Source organism: Rhizobium phaseoli (assembly GCF_010668805.1).
GTDB lineage: Bacteria > Pseudomonadota > Alphaproteobacteria > Rhizobiales > Rhizobiaceae > Rhizobium > Rhizobium phaseoli_A.
Window position 1 is genome coordinate 1 of sequence record NZ_WUFT01000041.1, and the last position, 15,964, is coordinate 15,964.

Here is a 15,964-nt window from a genome sequence, read left to right on the forward strand (position 1 = left end):
CCGCCAATTCCTCGTCGATGAACAATGCGATCCCGAGATGATCGAGCGTGTCATGGTCGATGAGGTGAAGCGCGTCCCATAGAATCGGCCGATCGAGCGCGCGAAAATGCGTTCGCCGGACGCTCACGAAAAGCCCGCCTGCACGAAGTATCTTTCTAATTGAGATTGATCGATCGAGTAGCCACACTGTCGGCGTAATCAATGATCTGAGCGAGGCCACGGGCCGTCTGCTCCTTCTCATGGCTCATGGCTGCGAACGCTTCCCCAGAGATAGCTATAATTGCCACCGAAAGCCCGGCCTCCATCCATTTCATATCATCATCTCCGGTAAGACTGGGCGCACCTGTGCCTCAATTCCGGACACAAACGCTGGCCAAGAAGCCGTCGGTACCATCGTCGAGCGGCAACTGCCGAGCTAACCTAGTTTGAGTACCTCTTCCAAGCTTCTCGCATCTCTTTTCGTCTCCTGACGCGTTTCCCATACGTCTAGACGACGATGTTTGCGACTGGCCTTCCAATATAGCCAGTCCTTCATACGCTCCGCGATTTCGCCAACATAAAGATCATTCGACTTAAGGAAAGTCTCGATGGCCTCAGCGCTCGGATTGTGTCCGATGCCTTTGGAGGCGCCATAGTCGTAAAACTGGCCGGCGGTGGCTTTCACTTTTTGATCATCGGCGTGGTAGATTGGACTCATGGTCCAACTCCAATAATCGAAATCGTCGTAAGGGTCGGACAATGACAGAACCTTATCGATGCGGTCCTGCGACAGTTCAATTGACTTCAAGCCTCTTTCGATCTCGGAGATTGCTAAACGCTTTTTTGTCGGTGATAGGCCACTCATTCGGTTGTCACCTGCGATCTGCTCAACACTACGAGCAGCGAACACCTCAGCAAAGTCTTGAAGCTGCTTTACAGTCGCCCGAGCCTCTTCCAATTGCTTTTCAAGTTTTGCTGCTAGGCCTGTCGGGCCAAATGTCAGGTCTCGGATATCATCTAAGCGCGTAGCTAGGACGGCGAAAACTAGCACGAACGCCACGGTAATGAACCGAACTTGTTCCGCTCCATTGAGGACCAAATAGAGGAAGACAAGAAAGAGGATCCCAGACGCAATCGCGGCACTTAAGCGCATAATTTTCCCCCTCCGACAACGGCAGCAATAACTTTCCGAAGACGTTCCGACAATCTTTTAACCCTCACTTATAATCAACTCCCTTGCCGGCACACCTTCGCCGCCCGCCACGGAATAAGTCAATTGCACCTCTCTTATCCTGAACGGTGCGTGCAGCGCTTCGCCGATTGATACGCGAATGATCAGCCTGATCGTCGAACCACCTGCCTTTCGACAGAAGTTGTGGTACTTATTAATGGATGTCGTTGTTCTCGGGAGGGGTAGCAATTCATGGTCGTGCACACGGATATGACTAGCGACGAATGGAAGTGGCTTGTGCGCCTTTGCCAACACGAAGCGGATAGCATTCCGAAGGAAATCGAAGCGCGGTTTACCGAACTTGGTCTGTTGGGGCCGAATGGTCTTTCGGACAATGCCAGGAATTTGGTTCAAAATGAGCTGCTGGCAGAGCGGCGGAACAGACTGCAAGGGCTTCACTGAGTGATAATTTTGGACGCCAAGCAGGGGTCCAAAGTGGGGATGCTCATTGCGGCACGTTTCAATCCGGAGATCCGACTATCTCGGCGGCCGCCGTTTGCTAGAGTGGCTATTTGGAAAGCTAACGGGCTTCCCTTCCACCGATCGGGCTCGGTGATTCATTATGCAGGTATCAACGCCCCGCAGGCTTTCCGAGTTAGGAAAAACCTCGGGTGAAGCGAAGGCCTGTCAACAAATAACGAAATCTTGATCGACAACGACAGTTATCGGGACGCCTCATCCGCCCTAGTTGCCAGCGTTAAACGAACACGCTTTGGAGGGGGTTCGATGCTACAAACTCGCAAACTATTGGCAGCCATGACAGCCGTCTTCGTCATCTCCATGTCGGCATCGTCCTGCACCACGAGTTCAAATGACTCGGTGCAAACGGGCTCGGTCGGGTATACTTCTTCGAGCGCTGATTTTGCCCTCCGGCCCGCCTGCCGCGATGGATTCGGCAACGATCGTTCGTGCAGCTATTAGCGCTGTAAAAGTGGCCGTCAGTGCCGTGTGCTCAGGACTCTTTTCTAATAGCTACAAGAACGCCCGTCGCTAGGTCTGAACCCACCTCCGCAGGCCGGGTTGAGCGGCAGCTCTTCCCGATAGTAGCCGCCGATCGACGACGTTTGGTCGAGGCTTCCTGATGACGTGCAGGCCGAAGTGATCGTGGCAAGGCTGATCAGCGTTCCGGTCGCGATAAATGCGAGAAATCGGTTCATCTGAGCGTCTCCTTCGGAGGGGCGTGATTTCAGCCCAAGAGGGCAATCTACCACGCGATGACGGGCGTTTGTGAGGATTTAGAGCGGTTGGCCGCCTCGGCGGCCCCGCCTAACGCCAATGTGATCGCCTTTCACCTGCCTCCGAGCCATGCACTGTCGCATAACTGTCATGTAAAATTGCCCATTGCGGTGGCAGCTTGGGCAAAATATATGCTGCCGGCTAACAAAAAAAAGAATGAGTGAACTGCCATGAGTGCCCTGCATAAACTTTTCAACCGCAATCTCCTGACCCGTTTCGTGACCGGTCTCGGTGCGGTTCCCCAGCGTTTTCGCGACGCGCGCGAAGAGCGCAAGCCTGCGATCCACCCGTCGTTTATGGATGATTTCGGCGCATAAAGCGCGTCGCGAAGTCGTCAGCGGCTTCTGATCAAAAAATAGGCAATTCCTTCCTAACTAGGACCAGTCGACAGGCCGCCTTCAGCGCCTGCGAAACCGTGGAAATGCAGACCAGGCCGTGAAAACCGTGCCCAGGATGAAGAGGGTGTGCCCTGGTCGCCCCCCTCTGCCCTGCCGGGCATCTCCCCCACGGGTGGGGAGATCACAAGTGGCCCAAACTTCGCGTCCGTCCAGCGCTTCACCCTGCTGTGACGCCAATTGTTTGGGAACACCCGTGCGCCCAGCCGATCTCCCCACCCGTGGGGGAGATGCCCGGCAGGGCAGAGGGGGGCTGACACGGCACACTCTCTCGGTTACCAGCGCAGCACGCGTTCTCTTTCACTCCAGGTGCACCGAATGTTGCAGCCGACTGCTGAACGGAATTTGAGTTCTCACCCACGCCTCCCGCACATTTTTCTCCCGATGCGCACTCGCCCTTCCCTTCCGCCGCAATAGCTTCACAATCAACCGACAGAAAGTGGTTCCGGGAAACGACAACTAGGGAATGAAACATGGCGCCGATTCTCTCTAAAACACTTCTGATGACTGCTCTTCTGGCTCTGCCGCTTGGCAACGCAGCCCCCGCATTGGCGCAGGAGGCAAAGCCGCGCGAGGCGGTGATTTCGGTGACGGGCGATGGCGAATCGGCCGTCGCTCCCGATATGGCCGTCGTCAATCTCGCAGTCGTCAAGCAGGCGAAAACCGCGCGCGAAGCGCTCGACGAGAACAACAAGGCGATGAACGAGGTGCTTAAGGCGCTGAAGGACGGCGGTATCGCCGAGCGCGATCTGCAGACCTCCGGCTTCTCAATCCAGCCGCAATACAACTATCCGCAGCCGGTCGATGGCCAGCAGCAGCAGCCGCAGCTGATCGGCTACCAGACCACTAATTCGGTCACCGTCAGGCTGCGCGATCTCACCAAACTCGGCCAGGTGATCGACCAGTCCGTCACCCTCGGCATCAACCAGGGCGGCGACATCCAATTCACCAATGACAAGCCGGAAGCAGCCCTTGAACAGGCCCGCAAGAATGCGGTCGTCGAGGCCGTCAAGAAGGCGAAGACGCTGAGCGAAGCCGCCGGCGTCAAGCTCGGCCGCATCATCGAGATCAACGAGAACGTCCCTCGCTCGATGCCGCAGCCCGCCTATCGCGCCACGATGATGAAGGAAGCCTCCGACGCTGCCGTTCCCGTCCAGAGCGGCGAGAATAATTACAGTGTCAGCGTCACGGTGACCTTTGCGATCGAGCAGTAAATGAAGTGCTGCGCGTCAGCCCCTCATCCGCCTGCCGGCACCCCACCTGGGTTGAGCCACTCGTCTCAACCCGTCCTTCGGACCCCCGCTTGCGGGGCGAAGGGGGCAAGCCGCACCCTCTCCGTTCCTCGCCAACGTCTCGCGGGGCACGTCCCCTCGCCCCGTTTTTACGGGGAGAGGGCTAGGGTGAGGGGCAGTCTTGGGCTCCGAAGCAGAGGACCACGCCAGGTAAGAGCGCAGCAGTCATCAAACCGAACACAAAAAGAAAACCGCCCTTGCCGATCCGGGGAGACTGGCAAAGGCGGTTCTGGCCGCCGCATCGGGGAGACGAGGCGGAATTCTAGCTTATATCAGCGACGCAGAGCGGGGCAGCCGCGGACATTGCCGAAGCTCATCTCGTCGGGGCCGCGGCGTGTCCAGCCCTGGACGATGACGCGGCGGGGCGTGACGTCGACGACACGGGCGCGGCGGAAGCCATAATCGCGGGCCATATCTACGGCGAGACGCGGGTCGCAACCGCGCGGCCGGCGGTCGAAGCCTGGAGGCGGACGGTCGTAGCCGGGCTGCGGACGGCGGTAATCCCGCGGCTGATCACGATCCTGATCGCCGATAATGATATTCAACTGCGCGGCGGCAGGCGCCACCGTGCCGGCAAGGGTGCCGGCTGTCAGCATGGCGGCAAGACCCGCCTTTGCCAAAAATTGCATCATCGAAAAACCTTTCGTTTGAAAGTCGGTGCGGCCGAGCCGCCCGCCCTGTTACTCCGCATTCCGCCGAAGCGTCATTTGGGAATCACCCATACGGGTTAGAGAAGAGACAAGTGAAAGTGTCGCCGTCAAGGCAAAAGCGGCCGGCAAGCGCCGCTTGGGCGCTTGCCGCAGTGCTTAGCGCCGGATCAGCGGGCAGCCGCGGACATTAGCGAAGGTGATCCTGTCCCAGCCGCGACGCTCGCGCCCGGCAACGACGACGACGCGTGGCGACATGCGGGTGATGCGGGCATCGCGAAGGCCGAAGTCGCGCGCCTTGCGCACCGCGTGCATCGGCGAGCAACCGCGGATCGGACGATGGTATTGCGCTTCGACGATGAGGCTCGTCTGCGGCCCTGCGGCTGCCGCGGTGGAAGCTGTGACCGGAATGGAGCAGAGGGCGAGCAAGGCGGCAAGCGAGGCTTTGGCGAGGAAATGCGTCATCGGGTGTCTCCGTCGATTTGTTCTTTGTCTTTCCGCATGACGCTGGCGCGCGACATGCTTGAACTCTCCCTTTGGGGATTGTCTCGACAGTAAACGCTGCAAACTGAATGGTGTTCGAACCGCGCATTCAGTTTTCATTCAGAAGGATTAATCCCTTCAGGTGCTGAGATGCAGGACGATTTCGCGCCGGTGCGGCCGGTCGCGATGTTCGAACAGATAAATCCCCTGCCAGGTGCCGAGCATCGGCCGCGCCTTCGCAACGGGGATGCCGATCGAAACCTGAGTCAGCGCTGCCTTGATATGCGCCGGCATGTCGTCCGGCCCCTCGGCCCTGTGCACGACCCAGCCCATCGCGGGATCGGAGGCCGGCGGCACGAGGCGGCGGAAGAAGGCGAGAAGATCGGTTTGTACGTCGGGATCGGCATTTTCCTGGATCAGCAGCGAACAGGAGGTGTGCCGCACGAAGACGGTGAGAAGCCCCTCCTCCTTTCCAGACGCGTTGACGAAGGCCTCCGCCCGCTCGGTGAATTCGTAAAGTCCCTGGCCATGTGTGGCCAGCGTCAGGATCGTCTGGGGCAAGGCGCTCTCCCGTCTCGGAATGATATCCCCGCGAGTTGGCGTGTCATGGCGGCCAAGTTAATGCGTGCCTCGAAAAGCGGGGCACCGGCATCAGAGCCTGAGCAGCATCTCGAAGCCGCCATAGATCATCCGCTTGCCGTCGAACGGCATCTGCCATTGGTCGCCCTTGAGCCGGGGATCGGCCATCACCTTGGCATTGATATCGTCGCGCTCCTGCCGCGACCGATAGACGATCCAGGAAAACACCACGACCTCATCATCTTTCGCCTGCACGGCGCGGGGAAAGGAGGTCAGCGTGCCGTAGGGCACGTCGTCGCCGATGCATTCGACATATTCGAGCACGCCATATTCCTTCCAGATCGAGCCGGCGAAGGCCGAGAATTCCTTATAGGCGTCGATATTCGCCTTCGGCACCGCCACGATGAAACCGTCGACATAGGACATTCCAGCCTTCCTCCATACATCTCACGCTATGGGAGAAATAGGCGACCAGCCGGGCAGGTCCAGACCGACCAACCGTTCACCCCGCCGAAAGCGGGCTGGCAACACAAATATATCGAAATTTTGTGATTTATTCTTCACTTATATAATGAATGCCTAAAATTTGACAGTATTACTCCGCGATCTGGTGTGACCTGACGGCACTCGCCTAAGCGGCGTGTGCCCGCGTTCAGGCGTCGACATCAATACAACTCGTGGAGGATGTATTCATGATCAAACTTGCTTCTATCGGAACAGCAGTCGCCCTTGGTATCGGAGCATTCACTTTCGCGTCTCACGCGAATGCGCTGACGATGAACGAATGCAGCGCCAAATACAAAGCGGCACAAGCGGCCAACAGCCTGAACGGAATGAAGTGGAACGATTTCCGCAAGGCGCAGTGCGGAACCGATGCCGCGGCGGCACCTGCGGCCGCAGCACCTGCTGCGGGCGATGCCAAGAACGAAGAGCCGTCGATGGCCAATACGGACAACGCAGCCGAGCCGCCGGCAACCACGACCAAAGCTCCGAAAGGCGTGGTCTTCCCCACCAAGGTCTCGGCGAAATACGCAAGCGAGACGCCGGGTAAGGCGAGAATGCATACCTGCCTCGATCAATACAAAGCCGACAAGGCCAATGACAGCCTGGGCGGCCTGACCTGGATCAAGAAGGGCGGCGGCTATTACAGCATCTGCAACAGCAAACTGAAGTCCTGACGTCATTTCGCTCGGCTATCACAGGCGTCGCCACGTGGCGGCGTCGATAACGATCAACGGAGGATGCGATGAGTCTCTTTGACAATTTGGGCAGCATGCTGGGCAAGGCGATCAGCGACCATCCGGGCGGCCTCGGCGGACTGATGTCCGATGCCTTTTCCCAATTCGGCGGGCTGGACGGCGTGGTGACGAAACTGAACGACGCCGGCCTCGGATCGCGCGTCAATTCCTGGCTCGGGCGTGGCGAAAACCAGCCGATCACGCCAGACGAAATCCGTTCCGCACTCTCGAACGAATATCTCGTCTCGCTTGCGCAGAAGCTTGGCGTGCCGACGGACCAGGTGGCGAATATCCTGGCGCAACACCTGCCGGCGGCGGTCGATCAGGCAAGCCCGGACGGGACGATCCGGACGTCCTGAGTCTCAACACACCATAACGGCCCTCCCCCGGCACGCTTCGGCCCAATCAGGGTCCGTTGACCAGCTTGAGGATGAGCTGACGGATATTGCCGCCGTCGCCCATTTCGATCTTGTCGAAGTCGCGGCCGCTCTGGCGCTGTCTTTGAGAGATCTCGCCGAGGCGGCGGGTCAGCTCGATCCGGATCTTCTTGCAGTCGCGGTCGTCGGCAACGGTAAGGCCGATGCTCATCGCCTCGATTTCCCTAACCATCGCCTTGATGGTGTCGCCATGCACCCGTTCATGGGCGTGCACGCCTGATATGAAGGCATCCCAGCTGCTTCTAACGGCCGGCGGCAGTGCTGCCGATGGCTTCGGCAGCGTATAGGTGATGATGAGCTTCGGCCGGTTGGTGGTGATCACGCAGGCATTGCCCTGCGGTTCGTATTTCCGGGTCCAGGTCAGCTTGAACGTCGTATGCGCGATCGCCCGGCCATTGCCGACCTCAGGCCCTCGCGCGCCGATCGATTCATAGAGTTCCGCACCGGTTTTGCCTGATATCGAATAGGGCCGCACCTCTTCCACAGCCTGCCAATCGGCCAGCGCCACGGCCGGCGCCGATACGAAAAATGCTGCCAGCACCCAGGGTAGAAAATTTGTCGTCACGCGCGGTCCCCGCCGAATAATGTTTCGGGCGAACCTAACGTCAGCCGCCGCTGCTTTCAACGCACCAGCCATGCGTCAGCCCTGCAGCGTCTTGACCTTGGTGAGGTCGGGGAAGAGCCGCACCCACAGGAGCACGACGATAACGGTGCCGAGCCCGCCGACGATGCCGGTGGCGACGGGGCCGAGGGCTGCCGCCATCATGCCGGATTCGAATTCGCCGAGCTGGTTGGAGGTGCCGATGAACAGCGAGTTGACGGCGCTGACGCGGCCACGCATCTCATCCGGCGTCAGAAGCTGCACCAGCGAGCTGCGCACGACGACGCTGACCGTATCGGACGCGCCGACGACGAGCAGTGCGGCGACGGAAAGCGCGATATTGGTGGAGAGTGCAAAGACGATGGTAGCGACGCCGAATACCGCAACGGCGGCTAGCATTTTGCGTCCGACATTGCTTTCGAGCGGCCGGCGGGCCAGCACGATCGACATGGCGAGCGCGCCGACCGCCGGTGCGGCACGCAAGAAGCCCAGTCCCCAGGGGCCGGCATGCAGGATATCGCTGGCAAACATCGGCAGCAGCGCGGTCGCGCCGCCGAGCAGCACTGCGAAGAGGTCTAGCGAGATGGTGCCGAGCATCACCGGCCGGCTGCGGATGAAGGAGACGCCGGCAAAGACCGAGGCAAGGGTCACCGGCTCACGCTTGGCAGGCGCCCATTGCATGCGGATCGAGATGACGTTGAAGCTTGCAACGGCAAAGAGCAGCGCCGACACGGCAAAGGGCGCGACCGGGTTCAGCCCGTAAAGCAGGCCGCCGAGCGACGGGCCGATGATCAGCGCCGTCTGCATCAGTGAAGTGGAGGTTGCGACCGCCTTTTGCAGCATAGAGGCCGGCACGATATTCGGCAGCAGCGCCGCCATGGTCGGCCGCTCGAAGGCGACGACGGCGCCAAGCACCGTGACGGCGACAAGAATGCCTGAAGGTGTCAGCCATTGCTGCCAGGTGGCAACCGCCAGCACCAGCGCCGTCACCGCCTCGATCAATTGGCAGACGAGGCCGATGCGCCGCCGGTCGAACCGGTCGGCGACATGGCCGACGACGAAGGTCAGCAGCGCCATCGGCAGGAACTGGCAGAGGCCGACGAGGCCGAGCGCAAAGGCGCTGTGCGTCTGGTCATAAATCATCCAGCCCATGGCAATGCCGATGGACTGGAAGGCAAGTGAGGAAAAAACGCGGGAGGCAGCGAAGTTCAGATAGCCTGGGTGGAGAAGAACGCTCCGCGGGCCTTGGGATATGTCCATTTGCGATGTCACCGGCAGGCCGCGGCTGCGCCAGCCTTCTTGGGAGTTCTGGGAAGGTCGGAACGGTGTTCTGCTCCGATCCGCTGTTTGTCAATCGGAATGCACCGGCGTGACCCGGTTACGCCATACGAGGTGTCACATGACGCAAACTTGATCCGGGCGCTTTAGCGCGGCTCCTTGTGAATGCTGAGATAGGCGGGATCGAATTCGGCGATTTCCTGCAGGCGCTCCCAATCGACGATGGTGATCGTCCGGTTCTCCCAGGTAAATACCCCCTCGCGCCGCAGCGCCTGCAGCGTCTTGTTGAGGTGGACGACGGATATGCCGAGCACGTCGGCCATCTCGATCTGCGTCAACGGAAACTGGAAGCTTTCGCCCCGCGTCCGCTTGACGACCTGCAAGCGCACGAAAAGCTCGCAGACGAGGTGGGCGATCTGAGCCCGTTTCGAGCGCCGGCCCATGGCGACGATCCATTCCCGGTGAATGGCGCCATCGATCAGCGTATCGAGCCAGAGCAGCCGGGTCAGATGCGGCATGCGCTCGGTGATCGCCCGGAGATCGCCGTGATCGGCAAAGGCGACATGACAGGCCGAGAGCGCAACGATGCCGTGATCCATTTTCCTGAGGGGAAAGGCGTGCAGGTCGACGAAATCGCCGGCGACATGCAGCGCGGTGATCTGGCGGCTGCCATCGGCCATCACCTTGTAGCGCGCAGCGAAACCATCGAGCAGCAGCGTGCTGTAGGGCGGCCGGCTGCCTTCGGCGACAATATCCTCTCCGGCAGCAAAGTGCCGGTCCTTGACCAGGATCGACCTGAGACGGTTTTCCTCCTCGGCCGACAGCACATCGCGGCTTCCAAGGTTGAGCAGCAGGGCTTCAATCACGGGCTCGTCCGCCGAGTTCGAAAGACGGGATCATGACGATGCGACCTGTATTTTCTATAGGAATCAATGCCTGGCCTCGGGAACAATTGTCTTCATCTGTAATTTCCCCCCTGTGACGCACAGGAAAGAACATGGCTCGCTACTTTTTCGATCTGCATAACGGCGAAGGTCCCACACGCGACGAGCACGGCACCGAGCTCAGATCGCGCGCGGACATTCCGAAAGAGGTGACCCGCATCCTGCTGGATGTGGCCCGTGACGAACTGCCTGCGGGTGATCGCGCGATCATCGCCGTCACCGTTCGCAACGAGAGCGGCGACCCGGTGACGGTTGCCAGTCTCGTCTTCAACAATGAATGGCTCGACGTCTTGCGATAGCGGCGGCCTTTAAGGGTTGCCGCCGGTCTCTCCTGCATCAATCCGACTCGGTCGCCGCGACGCTAAAACCCGCCCTCATAGCCGGCAATTAAATTTGACATAGTCGCGCCATGCCCTGACCAACATCGGAAGCAGCATTCCAGCCGCGGCTATTTGGCGATTTCCTCGAGAATCAACCGGATTTCCGCAAGCGGCCGCCGGCTCTCGTCGAAGAGTTCGACCGACAGCATGTTCAGAGGTTCCGCCGGCAGGCCTTCGGCGGCCATTTCGGCGAGCACGCGCCGCGCCTCCGCTTTGGCGGCCTCGATGGAGGCGAATTCATATCCGGTCTCGGTCGCCCCGACACCATCACGATCGAGGAGCTGAAAGTAGAATTTCGGCACGACACATCCCCTGCTAGATCAGTTCAACGATCCCGCGGGCAACATGTTCCGACTGCCGTGATCAGAAGGTGCCAGCTTCCGGCGAAGCCATTTCCTCTATGCCGTCGACGCGGTCGGGATAGAAAGCGAGATGGCCCTTGATGTTGCTGACCGCGGCATTCGGCGCCTCGTAGGTCCAGACCGCATTCTTCGACCGATCGCCGCCCGCAATGATGCTGTAATAGGCGGCATCGCCCTTATAGGGACAATGGCTGGTATGGTCGGTGCGCTGCAGCAGCGCCATGTCCACATCCCTCCGCGGAATATACTGCACCGGCGGATAGGAGGCTTCGCGAAGCGTCAGCGCATCGCGGCTATCGGCAATCACCTTGCCGTCAAGCGTGACGACAACACGGGAGGGATTGTGTTCTACGGTGATCGGATGATCCGGCCCCGGGATCTTGATCGATTTGTCTGACATAGGGTTCGCCTCCAGGAAATGTCGATGCCGTGGAGATAGGGTGGGCATGCGGTTCGTCCAAGGCCTGAAAGGCCGGCATCTAGAATTCGAAACGCGGTGATCTCAACCTCAGCATCGCCGTTTTCGGCGCCGCCGGCCAGTGACGTGTCAGTGCATCCGCGAGCGTTTCGATCAGCCTGCCGATATCCTCGGCCGCGGAGGCATGCAGGGCCTCGGCAATAATCAGCACCGAGTGCGTCGTCTGCCGCACCGCCGAAAGCCCGCTCTGCCGGTTCGTCCAGCGCCGCGCATGCGCCCTCTCCGCGCTATCTGCGAAAATCACCTCGTTGGGTTCCGGATGTTCGATTTCACCGCCGAAGGTCAGATAGGTCTCGTGGCCACCCGCCCGCCGGACCTGGAGATCGCCCGCAATCTTCTCGGTGTCGAAGACGGCAATCGGAATAGCGAAGGCAAGCGAAATCGCATTGCAGAGATCGATCAGCGGATGCAGGCGCGGCAGGCCATGCTCCTGGCGGAAGCGGCGCAGCAGCGCTTCGGCGGCCGAGCGATATTGCGTCGGCTTCAGCCCCATGCGGGAAAAACCGCGCCGCCACGCCTGGATTTCAGGAAACTCGCCTTCCGGTGCTGCTGACAGCCGCGCCTCGGCAATCGCGCCGAAGCTGGCGATCGCCGCCTCGACATCGGCATCCGCATGGATAGTTTCCACATGAAGCGCACCGGCGCGAAGCTGCGGAAATTCCAGCCAGATGGCATCGGCATGACGGAATTGCATGGCCTATCTCCCTCCGGATATTTTCAGCGCCACCCCGCTGCCGGCAAGGGCGAGCCCGAGCACGGCCGCCAGCACGCAGGCGATGCCGGCGATCTGGTTCAGCCCGACCGGCTCGCCGAGGATGAGGAAAGCCAGCATGACGGCGGAAACCGGCGCGAGCGCCGTGAAGAGCGCGGCTTCCGTGCCGCTCACCCTTGCGGCACCGGCATACCAGAGCAGGAAGCCGCCGACGGTCGGCACCAGCGCATAATAAACGACGGCAACGACAGCGCCTGCGGAAATCCCCGGCGCGAAAGGCGCTTCGAACATCGCGGGTATGGCGGCGATGATGAGGCCGATACCGGCCATCAGCGTCGACTGGACAAGCGGCGTGATCTCCGCCGTCAGCCTTTTGTTCAGCAGGATGAACAGCCCCTCGCAGATGACGGCGCAGAAGATCAGCGTATTGCCGGAGAATGACCCGCCTGAAGCATCCGGGCTGAAGGCGATCGAACACACGCCTGCTGTCGCCAGCGCCACGGCAACAAGCAAAGCAGGCTTCGGCCGTTCGCCAAGCAGCAGGATGGAAATACCAGCCGACACCACCGGCAGCGTGCCGATGATCACGCCGGCATCGGCCGCCGAGGTCAGGCTGAGGCCGGAAATCAGCAGCGTCGTATAACCGACGCTGCCGGCGCCGGCCTGAATGGCGAGGATCAGGCAATCTTCCTTGGAGAGTTTCGGCAGCCGCGCGCCGGCCAGACGCATTGCCGCCAGCAAGATGGGAAAAGCCAGGGCGAAACGCAACGCCGTGGCGCTGAACGGCGCCACGGCGGACGCAATCAGCTTGCTGGCGATCACCGTGCTTCCCACCGTCAGCATGGCCAGTGCCAGATAGAGATACCCTTGAACCTGTCTCGACATTCAGCGCCTCCTGTTGGGAGAGCCGAGAAAACAGCAGGGACGTGTTCGGGTCTTGAACGAAATTGCAGGCGCCGGGTCTTTAGAGAAAGCCGCCGGCATAGAGGCTGGGCGACAGGCCGTATTTGCGCACGAAAACCCGCGTCATGTGGCTCTGATCGGCAAAGCCGCTGGCAAAGGCCGCTTCCGCAAGCGGCGTTCCCTGAGCGATCAGCCGCCGGGCGATATGAATGCGGGCCTGGACGAGATAGGCATGCGGCGTCAGGCCCGTCGCCTTGGCAAAACCGCGCAGCACCTGGAAGCGGCTGAGCCCGCTTTCCCTGGAGAGATCGGTCAGCGAGACCGCAGCAAGAGGATCGTCATCGATCAGCTCCTGCGCCGCGCGGATCGACGCCGGCACCGGCGGCCGCTCTGCGCCACCGCCGCACTCGCGCATGACATCGGCGAAGAGCTGCAGAAGCAATTGCTCCGTGAGCAGCCCATCCGCCCTAGCCCCGGTCACTGCCTCAAACAGAGTTTCGAAGCGGGCGGCGATCGCCGCATTGCGGATGACCGGGTAAGGGATTTCCGATCGCCCTGCCCCGCCGTCGCTGATCTCTCGCGACAGACCGGTGACGATCTCGGGATCGAAGTAAAGGATGCGCCACGACCGCCGTTGACCGATCGGTGCGCCGTCATGCACCTCGTTCGGATTGACCGTGATGATGTCGCCGGCCGCAGCCTCGACCATACCGCGGCCGCTGAGCGACGACTGGGCGCCGGCGCAAATTAGGCCGATGCCGAATTGCTCATGTGTGTGCCGGGAGAAACTGTGATGTGTTTCCGCTTCCACCGCTTCGACGCCCGTCAGCGCCGAGCGCAGCATCCTGAATTGGTTTTTCGCCATCATCTGCCCGCAGATCCAATCGCCGGCCACTCTGCCAGCCACAGAGCATTGACGCAATCGAGCTAGAAGAACTCGTCGAGCAGCTGATAATAAGCGAGCCTGGCCGGATCCGTCGCCGGCATGCCGTAACGATCGAGGAAGGGCTGCACCAGCGGCTCGCCGAAATTATGGGCGATGCTGCGGCAGGCGAGCGCGATATCCTGATAACGGTCGGCGACACCAAGCCGGCTGCAGTCGATATAGCCGGAAAAACCCTCTGCCGAAGCGATGAAATTCGGCAGGCAGGCATCGCCATGGGTGACGACGAGATCCTCGCGGTCCGGCCTTCTGCTCTCAAGCTCGGCAAACAGCGCCTGGGCACTTTTTCCAAGCCGTGTCTCGCCGAAATCGGTCTCGTCGACGATGCCGGCCTGCATCCGCGCTTTGGCGACCGCCATGCGCTTCTCCAGCCGATGATCGAAGGGGCAGGATGCGATCGGCAGACGATGCAGGTCGAGCAGGGCCGCGGCCAGCAGTTCGACCCGCGCCAACGGCGTCAGCGCCGATGCGCTGGCGAGATCACTCCCCGGCAGCGCACCGATCAGCAGCCGGTTGCGCTCGCCGTCGCTCTCCTGTGCGATCACCTCAGGGCATGGCAGACCGCAGCCCCTGAGCCAGCTGAGCCGCGTTGCTTCATCGGCAAGCTCGCCGAATGGCCCCATCGCCTCGCCCTTAAGGTAGAGGACCGGCAAGCCCTCACCTTCCAATCGGAAGACGCTAGCTGCGGAACGACCAAGCGCATCCCGCTCCATCCGGTAGCCGGACAGCCGTGCCCCAAGCGATCCAGCCGGCAATCTTTCAGAAAATGTCAATGAATGGTGCCGGCAGGCGCGGCTTCCAAAAGAATTTCGAACGCCTCTTCCAGAGCCGCCACCAGAATATCGGTCAGCTCGTCGCCCTTGTTCTCCAGGAACAGTGCGCTCACGGCTTCATCCTGACGCTCAAGAAAATGCTCGATCTCGTTCGACATATCATTGTCCTCTTCTGCACCGTATCATCACGGCCATGAGAGGAAAGGCTAGATGCGGTTGCTTGCGTGTGGCTTGTTGCGGAAGCCGAACTCCTCCTGCTAGTCTTCAGGAAAGCGACGGCTTTTCCACTCGCTGCGCGGAACCGAATTTCCGACATCAAACTCGAAAGCTATGACCTTTGTCGCATCGTCATCCAATTCGCACCTGAATCTGACCTCAAACCATTCATTACGGCTCTTGAAGGCCCCGCGCCGTGCGTCAAGTACGCTTCCGCTCAAAAGCGAGTAGGAAGGTAGCCAACGCGGTTGATATTGCGCAGCTGAATGGATCAGTTGCTGCCTAAGTTCGGTTTGGCAAAGCTGATTGATACGCTCGCCTCGCGGAAGATTGCTGATCGCGGTCTTGATCGTCGGACTGGCGTTGACCTTTTCGGAAAACAGCGTCTTCGCCTTGATCATTTTGTCCGCCTCCTTGGCCTCGACTTTCGGCGGCGTCGAAGGTGCCGGCACCGTTGTGTTCTCGGGCGGCTTCGACTGCTCGAAATTGGTTTTTGCCTGGTCCTGTCCTGTGGCAGCCGGCCCGTTCTTTTCCGGATTAGCCTCAGCAGTCTCGACCTGTGGAAGTTCAATATCTTGAGGCACCGGCGTCGTCGCAGGCATTGTCTCCGAAATCTGCGGCTTTTCGGGCTGCGGCGACTCGACTGGTGCCTCCTCCGGTTTTACATCAGTAATTGGTGGCTTTGATGCTTCCGCCTGCTGCGGCTCTCCCTGTTCCTTTTCCTTTGGCGCAGAATCCTTGTCGGCAAATTCGAGCACCGGACGAAAGGCGCGCGACCTTGGAGGTTCTGCCTGAGGCTTTGCAGTTTCCGACGGAGGGGTCGCTGGTGGAGGTGGAGGTGGAGGTGGTGGTGGCGG

25 protein-coding genes and 1 pseudogene are annotated in these 15,964 nt (G+C 60.4%); 7 read left to right on the forward strand and 19 right to left on the reverse strand.

The window, feature by feature from the left end; translation table 11 throughout:
• From GR197_RS32575 to GR197_RS30970, 3 genes and pseudogenes are all read right to left on the reverse strand, one after another.
• Positions 1-127 (reverse strand): annotated as a pseudogene (locus GR197_RS32575) (IS5/IS1182 family transposase); the annotation flags it as partial.
• Between the two features lie 28 nt (positions 128-155).
• A complete protein-coding gene (locus tag GR197_RS30965) occupies positions 156-314 on the reverse strand; it encodes a hypothetical protein (protein WP_164016476.1) in 159 nt (52 codons plus the stop codon).
• A 101-nt stretch (positions 315-415) separates the two neighbouring features.
• Positions 416-1,132, reverse strand: a complete 717-nt coding sequence (locus GR197_RS30970; RefSeq protein WP_164016478.1) for a hypothetical protein — start codon at positions 1,130-1,132, stop codon at positions 416-418.
• Positions 1,133-1,402: 270 nt separating this feature from the next.
• On the opposite strand from GR197_RS30970, the gene GR197_RS30975 reads away from it, so the two are divergent.
• Both GR197_RS30975 and GR197_RS32580 read left to right on the forward strand, forming a co-directional pair.
• On the forward strand, positions 1,403-1,612 hold the full coding sequence (locus tag GR197_RS30975) for a hypothetical protein (protein WP_164016480.1): 210 nt from the start codon (positions 1,403-1,405) through the stop codon (positions 1,610-1,612).
• A 324-nt stretch (positions 1,613-1,936) separates the two neighbouring features.
• The gene (locus GR197_RS32580) at positions 1,937-2,131 is read left to right on the forward strand and encodes a hypothetical protein (protein ID WP_164016482.1); all 195 of its coding nucleotides are present in this window, start codon (positions 1,937-1,939) and stop codon (positions 2,129-2,131) included.
• 44 nt (positions 2,132-2,175) lie between these two features.
• Here GR197_RS32580 and GR197_RS30985 read toward each other — a convergent pair whose 3' ends face one another.
• Positions 2,176-2,367: a hypothetical protein gene (locus GR197_RS30985; RefSeq protein WP_164016484.1), complete on the reverse strand. Its 192-nt coding sequence runs from the start codon at positions 2,365-2,367 to the stop codon at positions 2,176-2,178.
• A 249-nt stretch (positions 2,368-2,616) separates the two neighbouring features.
• Between GR197_RS30985 and GR197_RS32165 the strand changes: the two genes are divergently transcribed.
• Together GR197_RS32165 and GR197_RS30990 are read left to right on the forward strand one after the other, a co-directional pair.
• Complete coding sequence (locus tag GR197_RS32165) at positions 2,617-2,763, forward strand: hypothetical protein (protein ID WP_003593213.1); 147 nt, start codon at positions 2,617-2,619, stop codon at positions 2,761-2,763.
• 551 nt (positions 2,764-3,314) lie between these two features.
• Positions 3,315-4,055 carry an SIMPL domain-containing protein gene (locus GR197_RS30990; RefSeq protein ID WP_164016485.1) on the forward strand — a complete coding sequence of 247 codons (741 nt, stop codon included), beginning with the start codon at positions 3,315-3,317 and terminating at the stop codon, positions 4,053-4,055.
• Positions 4,056-4,405: 350 nt separating this feature from the next.
• Here the strand turns inward: GR197_RS30990 and GR197_RS30995 are convergent, their stop codons facing one another.
• The 4 genes from GR197_RS30995 to GR197_RS31010 all read right to left on the reverse strand — a co-directional run bounded on the left by GR197_RS30995 (position 4,406) and on the right by GR197_RS31010 (position 6,268).
• Positions 4,406-4,765, reverse strand: coding sequence for a hypothetical protein (locus GR197_RS30995; protein ID WP_164016487.1), 360 nt, complete (start codon positions 4,763-4,765; stop codon positions 4,406-4,408).
• A 174-nt stretch (positions 4,766-4,939) separates the two neighbouring features.
• On the reverse strand, positions 4,940-5,245 hold the full coding sequence (locus tag GR197_RS31000; protein WP_164016489.1) for a hypothetical protein: 306 nt from the start codon (positions 5,243-5,245) through the stop codon (positions 4,940-4,942).
• A 156-nt stretch (positions 5,246-5,401) separates the two neighbouring features.
• A complete protein-coding gene (locus GR197_RS31005) occupies positions 5,402-5,824 on the reverse strand; it encodes a secondary thiamine-phosphate synthase enzyme YjbQ (protein WP_164016491.1) in 423 nt (140 codons plus the stop codon).
• Positions 5,825-5,914: 90 nt separating this feature from the next.
• The gene (locus GR197_RS31010) at positions 5,915-6,268 is read right to left on the reverse strand and encodes a DUF1428 domain-containing protein (RefSeq protein ID WP_164016494.1); all 354 of its coding nucleotides are present in this window, start codon (positions 6,266-6,268) and stop codon (positions 5,915-5,917) included.
• 266 nt (positions 6,269-6,534) lie between these two features.
• Here GR197_RS31010 and GR197_RS31015 point away from each other — a divergent pair, with 266 nt between their 5' ends.
• Together GR197_RS31015 and GR197_RS31020 are read left to right on the forward strand one after the other, a co-directional pair.
• A complete protein-coding gene (locus GR197_RS31015; RefSeq protein ID WP_164016496.1) occupies positions 6,535-7,020 on the forward strand; it encodes a hypothetical protein in 486 nt (161 codons plus the stop codon).
• A gap of 68 nt (positions 7,021-7,088) precedes the next feature.
• Positions 7,089-7,439 (forward strand): YidB family protein, encoded by a 351-nt coding sequence (locus tag GR197_RS31020; RefSeq protein WP_164016498.1) that lies wholly within the window; start codon positions 7,089-7,091, stop codon positions 7,437-7,439.
• A 46-nt stretch (positions 7,440-7,485) separates the two neighbouring features.
• Here GR197_RS31020 and GR197_RS31025 read toward each other — a convergent pair whose 3' ends face one another.
• From GR197_RS31025 to GR197_RS31035, 3 genes are all read right to left on the reverse strand, one after another.
• Positions 7,486-8,154 carry a DUF922 domain-containing Zn-dependent protease gene (locus tag GR197_RS31025; RefSeq protein ID WP_164016501.1) on the reverse strand — a complete coding sequence of 223 codons (669 nt, stop codon included), beginning with the start codon at positions 8,152-8,154 and terminating at the stop codon, positions 7,486-7,488.
• A 3-nt stretch (positions 8,155-8,157) separates the two neighbouring features.
• A complete protein-coding gene (locus GR197_RS31030) occupies positions 8,158-9,378 on the reverse strand; it encodes an MFS transporter (protein ID WP_164016503.1) in 1,221 nt (406 codons plus the stop codon).
• A 164-nt stretch (positions 9,379-9,542) separates the two neighbouring features.
• Positions 9,543-10,262, reverse strand: coding sequence for a helix-turn-helix domain-containing protein (locus tag GR197_RS31035; protein ID WP_164016505.1), 720 nt, complete (start codon positions 10,260-10,262; stop codon positions 9,543-9,545).
• Between the two features lie 131 nt (positions 10,263-10,393).
• Between GR197_RS31035 and GR197_RS31040 the strand changes: the two genes are divergently transcribed.
• Positions 10,394-10,639: a DUF6894 family protein gene (locus GR197_RS31040; RefSeq protein WP_064839846.1), complete on the forward strand. Its 246-nt coding sequence runs from the start codon at positions 10,394-10,396 to the stop codon at positions 10,637-10,639.
• Positions 10,640-10,788: 149 nt separating this feature from the next.
• On the opposite strand, the gene GR197_RS31045 is transcribed toward GR197_RS31040, so the two are convergent.
• The 8 genes from GR197_RS31045 to GR197_RS31075 all read right to left on the reverse strand — a co-directional run.
• Complete coding sequence (locus GR197_RS31045; RefSeq protein WP_003565354.1) at positions 10,789-11,022, reverse strand: DUF6894 family protein; 234 nt, start codon at positions 11,020-11,022, stop codon at positions 10,789-10,791.
• 61 nt (positions 11,023-11,083) lie between these two features.
• Positions 11,084-11,482 (reverse strand): DUF427 domain-containing protein, encoded by a 399-nt coding sequence (locus GR197_RS31050; RefSeq protein WP_164016508.1) that lies wholly within the window; start codon positions 11,480-11,482, stop codon positions 11,084-11,086.
• Positions 11,483-11,561: 79 nt separating this feature from the next.
• Positions 11,562-12,254, reverse strand: a complete 693-nt coding sequence (locus tag GR197_RS31055; protein ID WP_164016510.1) for a B3/B4 domain-containing protein — start codon at positions 12,252-12,254, stop codon at positions 11,562-11,564.
• A gap of 3 nt (positions 12,255-12,257) precedes the next feature.
• Positions 12,258-13,157 carry a DMT family transporter gene (locus tag GR197_RS31060; protein WP_164016513.1) on the reverse strand — a complete coding sequence of 300 codons (900 nt, stop codon included), beginning with the start codon at positions 13,155-13,157 and terminating at the stop codon, positions 12,258-12,260.
• Between the two features lie 79 nt (positions 13,158-13,236).
• Entirely contained in the window at positions 13,237-14,040 is an 804-nt protein-coding gene (locus GR197_RS31065; protein ID WP_164016519.1) for an AraC family transcriptional regulator, read from the reverse strand.
• 62 nt (positions 14,041-14,102) lie between these two features.
• Entirely contained in the window at positions 14,103-14,891 is a 789-nt protein-coding gene (locus tag GR197_RS31070; protein WP_164016515.1) for an APH(3') family aminoglycoside O-phosphotransferase, read from the reverse strand.
• Positions 14,888-15,049, reverse strand: a complete 162-nt coding sequence (locus GR197_RS32170; RefSeq protein WP_204330488.1) for a hypothetical protein — start codon at positions 15,047-15,049, stop codon at positions 14,888-14,890. The genes GR197_RS31070 and GR197_RS32170 overlap by 4 nt, the downstream gene beginning before the upstream one ends.
• A 99-nt stretch (positions 15,050-15,148) precedes the next feature.
• Positions 15,149-15,964 (reverse strand): DUF930 domain-containing protein (locus GR197_RS31075; protein ID WP_204330489.1); only part of this gene is annotated, 816 nt, incomplete at its 5' end.

Coding starts and splice junctions, on each gene's coding strand:
- GR197_RS30965 (WP_164016476.1), bottom strand. CDS start 314: ATGAAATGGATGGAGGCCGGGCTTTCGGTGGCAATTATAGCTATCTCT.
- GR197_RS30970 (WP_164016478.1), bottom strand. CDS start 1,132: ATGCGCTTAAGTGCCGCGATTGCGTCTGGGATCCTCTTTCTTGTCTTC.
- GR197_RS30975 (WP_164016480.1), top strand. CDS start 1,403: ATGGTCGTGCACACGGATATGACTAGCGACGAATGGAAGTGGCTTGTG.
- GR197_RS32580 (WP_164016482.1), top strand. CDS start 1,937: ATGCTACAAACTCGCAAACTATTGGCAGCCATGACAGCCGTCTTCGTC.
- GR197_RS30985 (WP_164016484.1), bottom strand. CDS start 2,367: ATGAACCGATTTCTCGCATTTATCGCGACCGGAACGCTGATCAGCCTT.
- GR197_RS32165 (WP_003593213.1), top strand. CDS start 2,617: ATGAGTGCCCTGCATAAACTTTTCAACCGCAATCTCCTGACCCGTTTC.
- GR197_RS30990 (WP_164016485.1), top strand. CDS start 3,315: ATGGCGCCGATTCTCTCTAAAACACTTCTGATGACTGCTCTTCTGGCT.
- GR197_RS30995 (WP_164016487.1), bottom strand. CDS start 4,765: ATGATGCAATTTTTGGCAAAGGCGGGTCTTGCCGCCATGCTGACAGCC.
- GR197_RS31000 (WP_164016489.1), bottom strand. CDS start 5,245: ATGACGCATTTCCTCGCCAAAGCCTCGCTTGCCGCCTTGCTCGCCCTC.
- GR197_RS31010 (WP_164016494.1), bottom strand. CDS start 6,268: ATGTCCTATGTCGACGGTTTCATCGTGGCGGTGCCGAAGGCGAATATC.
- GR197_RS31015 (WP_164016496.1), top strand. CDS start 6,535: ATGATCAAACTTGCTTCTATCGGAACAGCAGTCGCCCTTGGTATCGGA.
- GR197_RS31020 (WP_164016498.1), top strand. CDS start 7,089: ATGAGTCTCTTTGACAATTTGGGCAGCATGCTGGGCAAGGCGATCAGC.
- GR197_RS31025 (WP_164016501.1), bottom strand. CDS start 8,154: ATGGCTGGTGCGTTGAAAGCAGCGGCGGCTGACGTTAGGTTCGCCCGA.
- GR197_RS31030 (WP_164016503.1), bottom strand. CDS start 9,378: ATGGACATATCCCAAGGCCCGCGGAGCGTTCTTCTCCACCCAGGCTAT.
- GR197_RS31040 (WP_064839846.1), top strand. CDS start 10,394: ATGGCTCGCTACTTTTTCGATCTGCATAACGGCGAAGGTCCCACACGC.
- GR197_RS31050 (WP_164016508.1), bottom strand. CDS start 11,482: ATGTCAGACAAATCGATCAAGATCCCGGGGCCGGATCATCCGATCACC.
- GR197_RS31055 (WP_164016510.1), bottom strand. CDS start 12,254: ATGCAATTCCGTCATGCCGATGCCATCTGGCTGGAATTTCCGCAGCTT.
- GR197_RS31060 (WP_164016513.1), bottom strand. CDS start 13,157: ATGTCGAGACAGGTTCAAGGGTATCTCTATCTGGCACTGGCCATGCTG.
- GR197_RS31065 (WP_164016519.1), bottom strand. CDS start 14,040: ATGGCGAAAAACCAATTCAGGATGCTGCGCTCGGCGCTGACGGGCGTC.
- GR197_RS32170 (WP_204330488.1), bottom strand. CDS start 15,049: ATGTCGAACGAGATCGAGCATTTTCTTGAGCGTCAGGATGAAGCCGTG.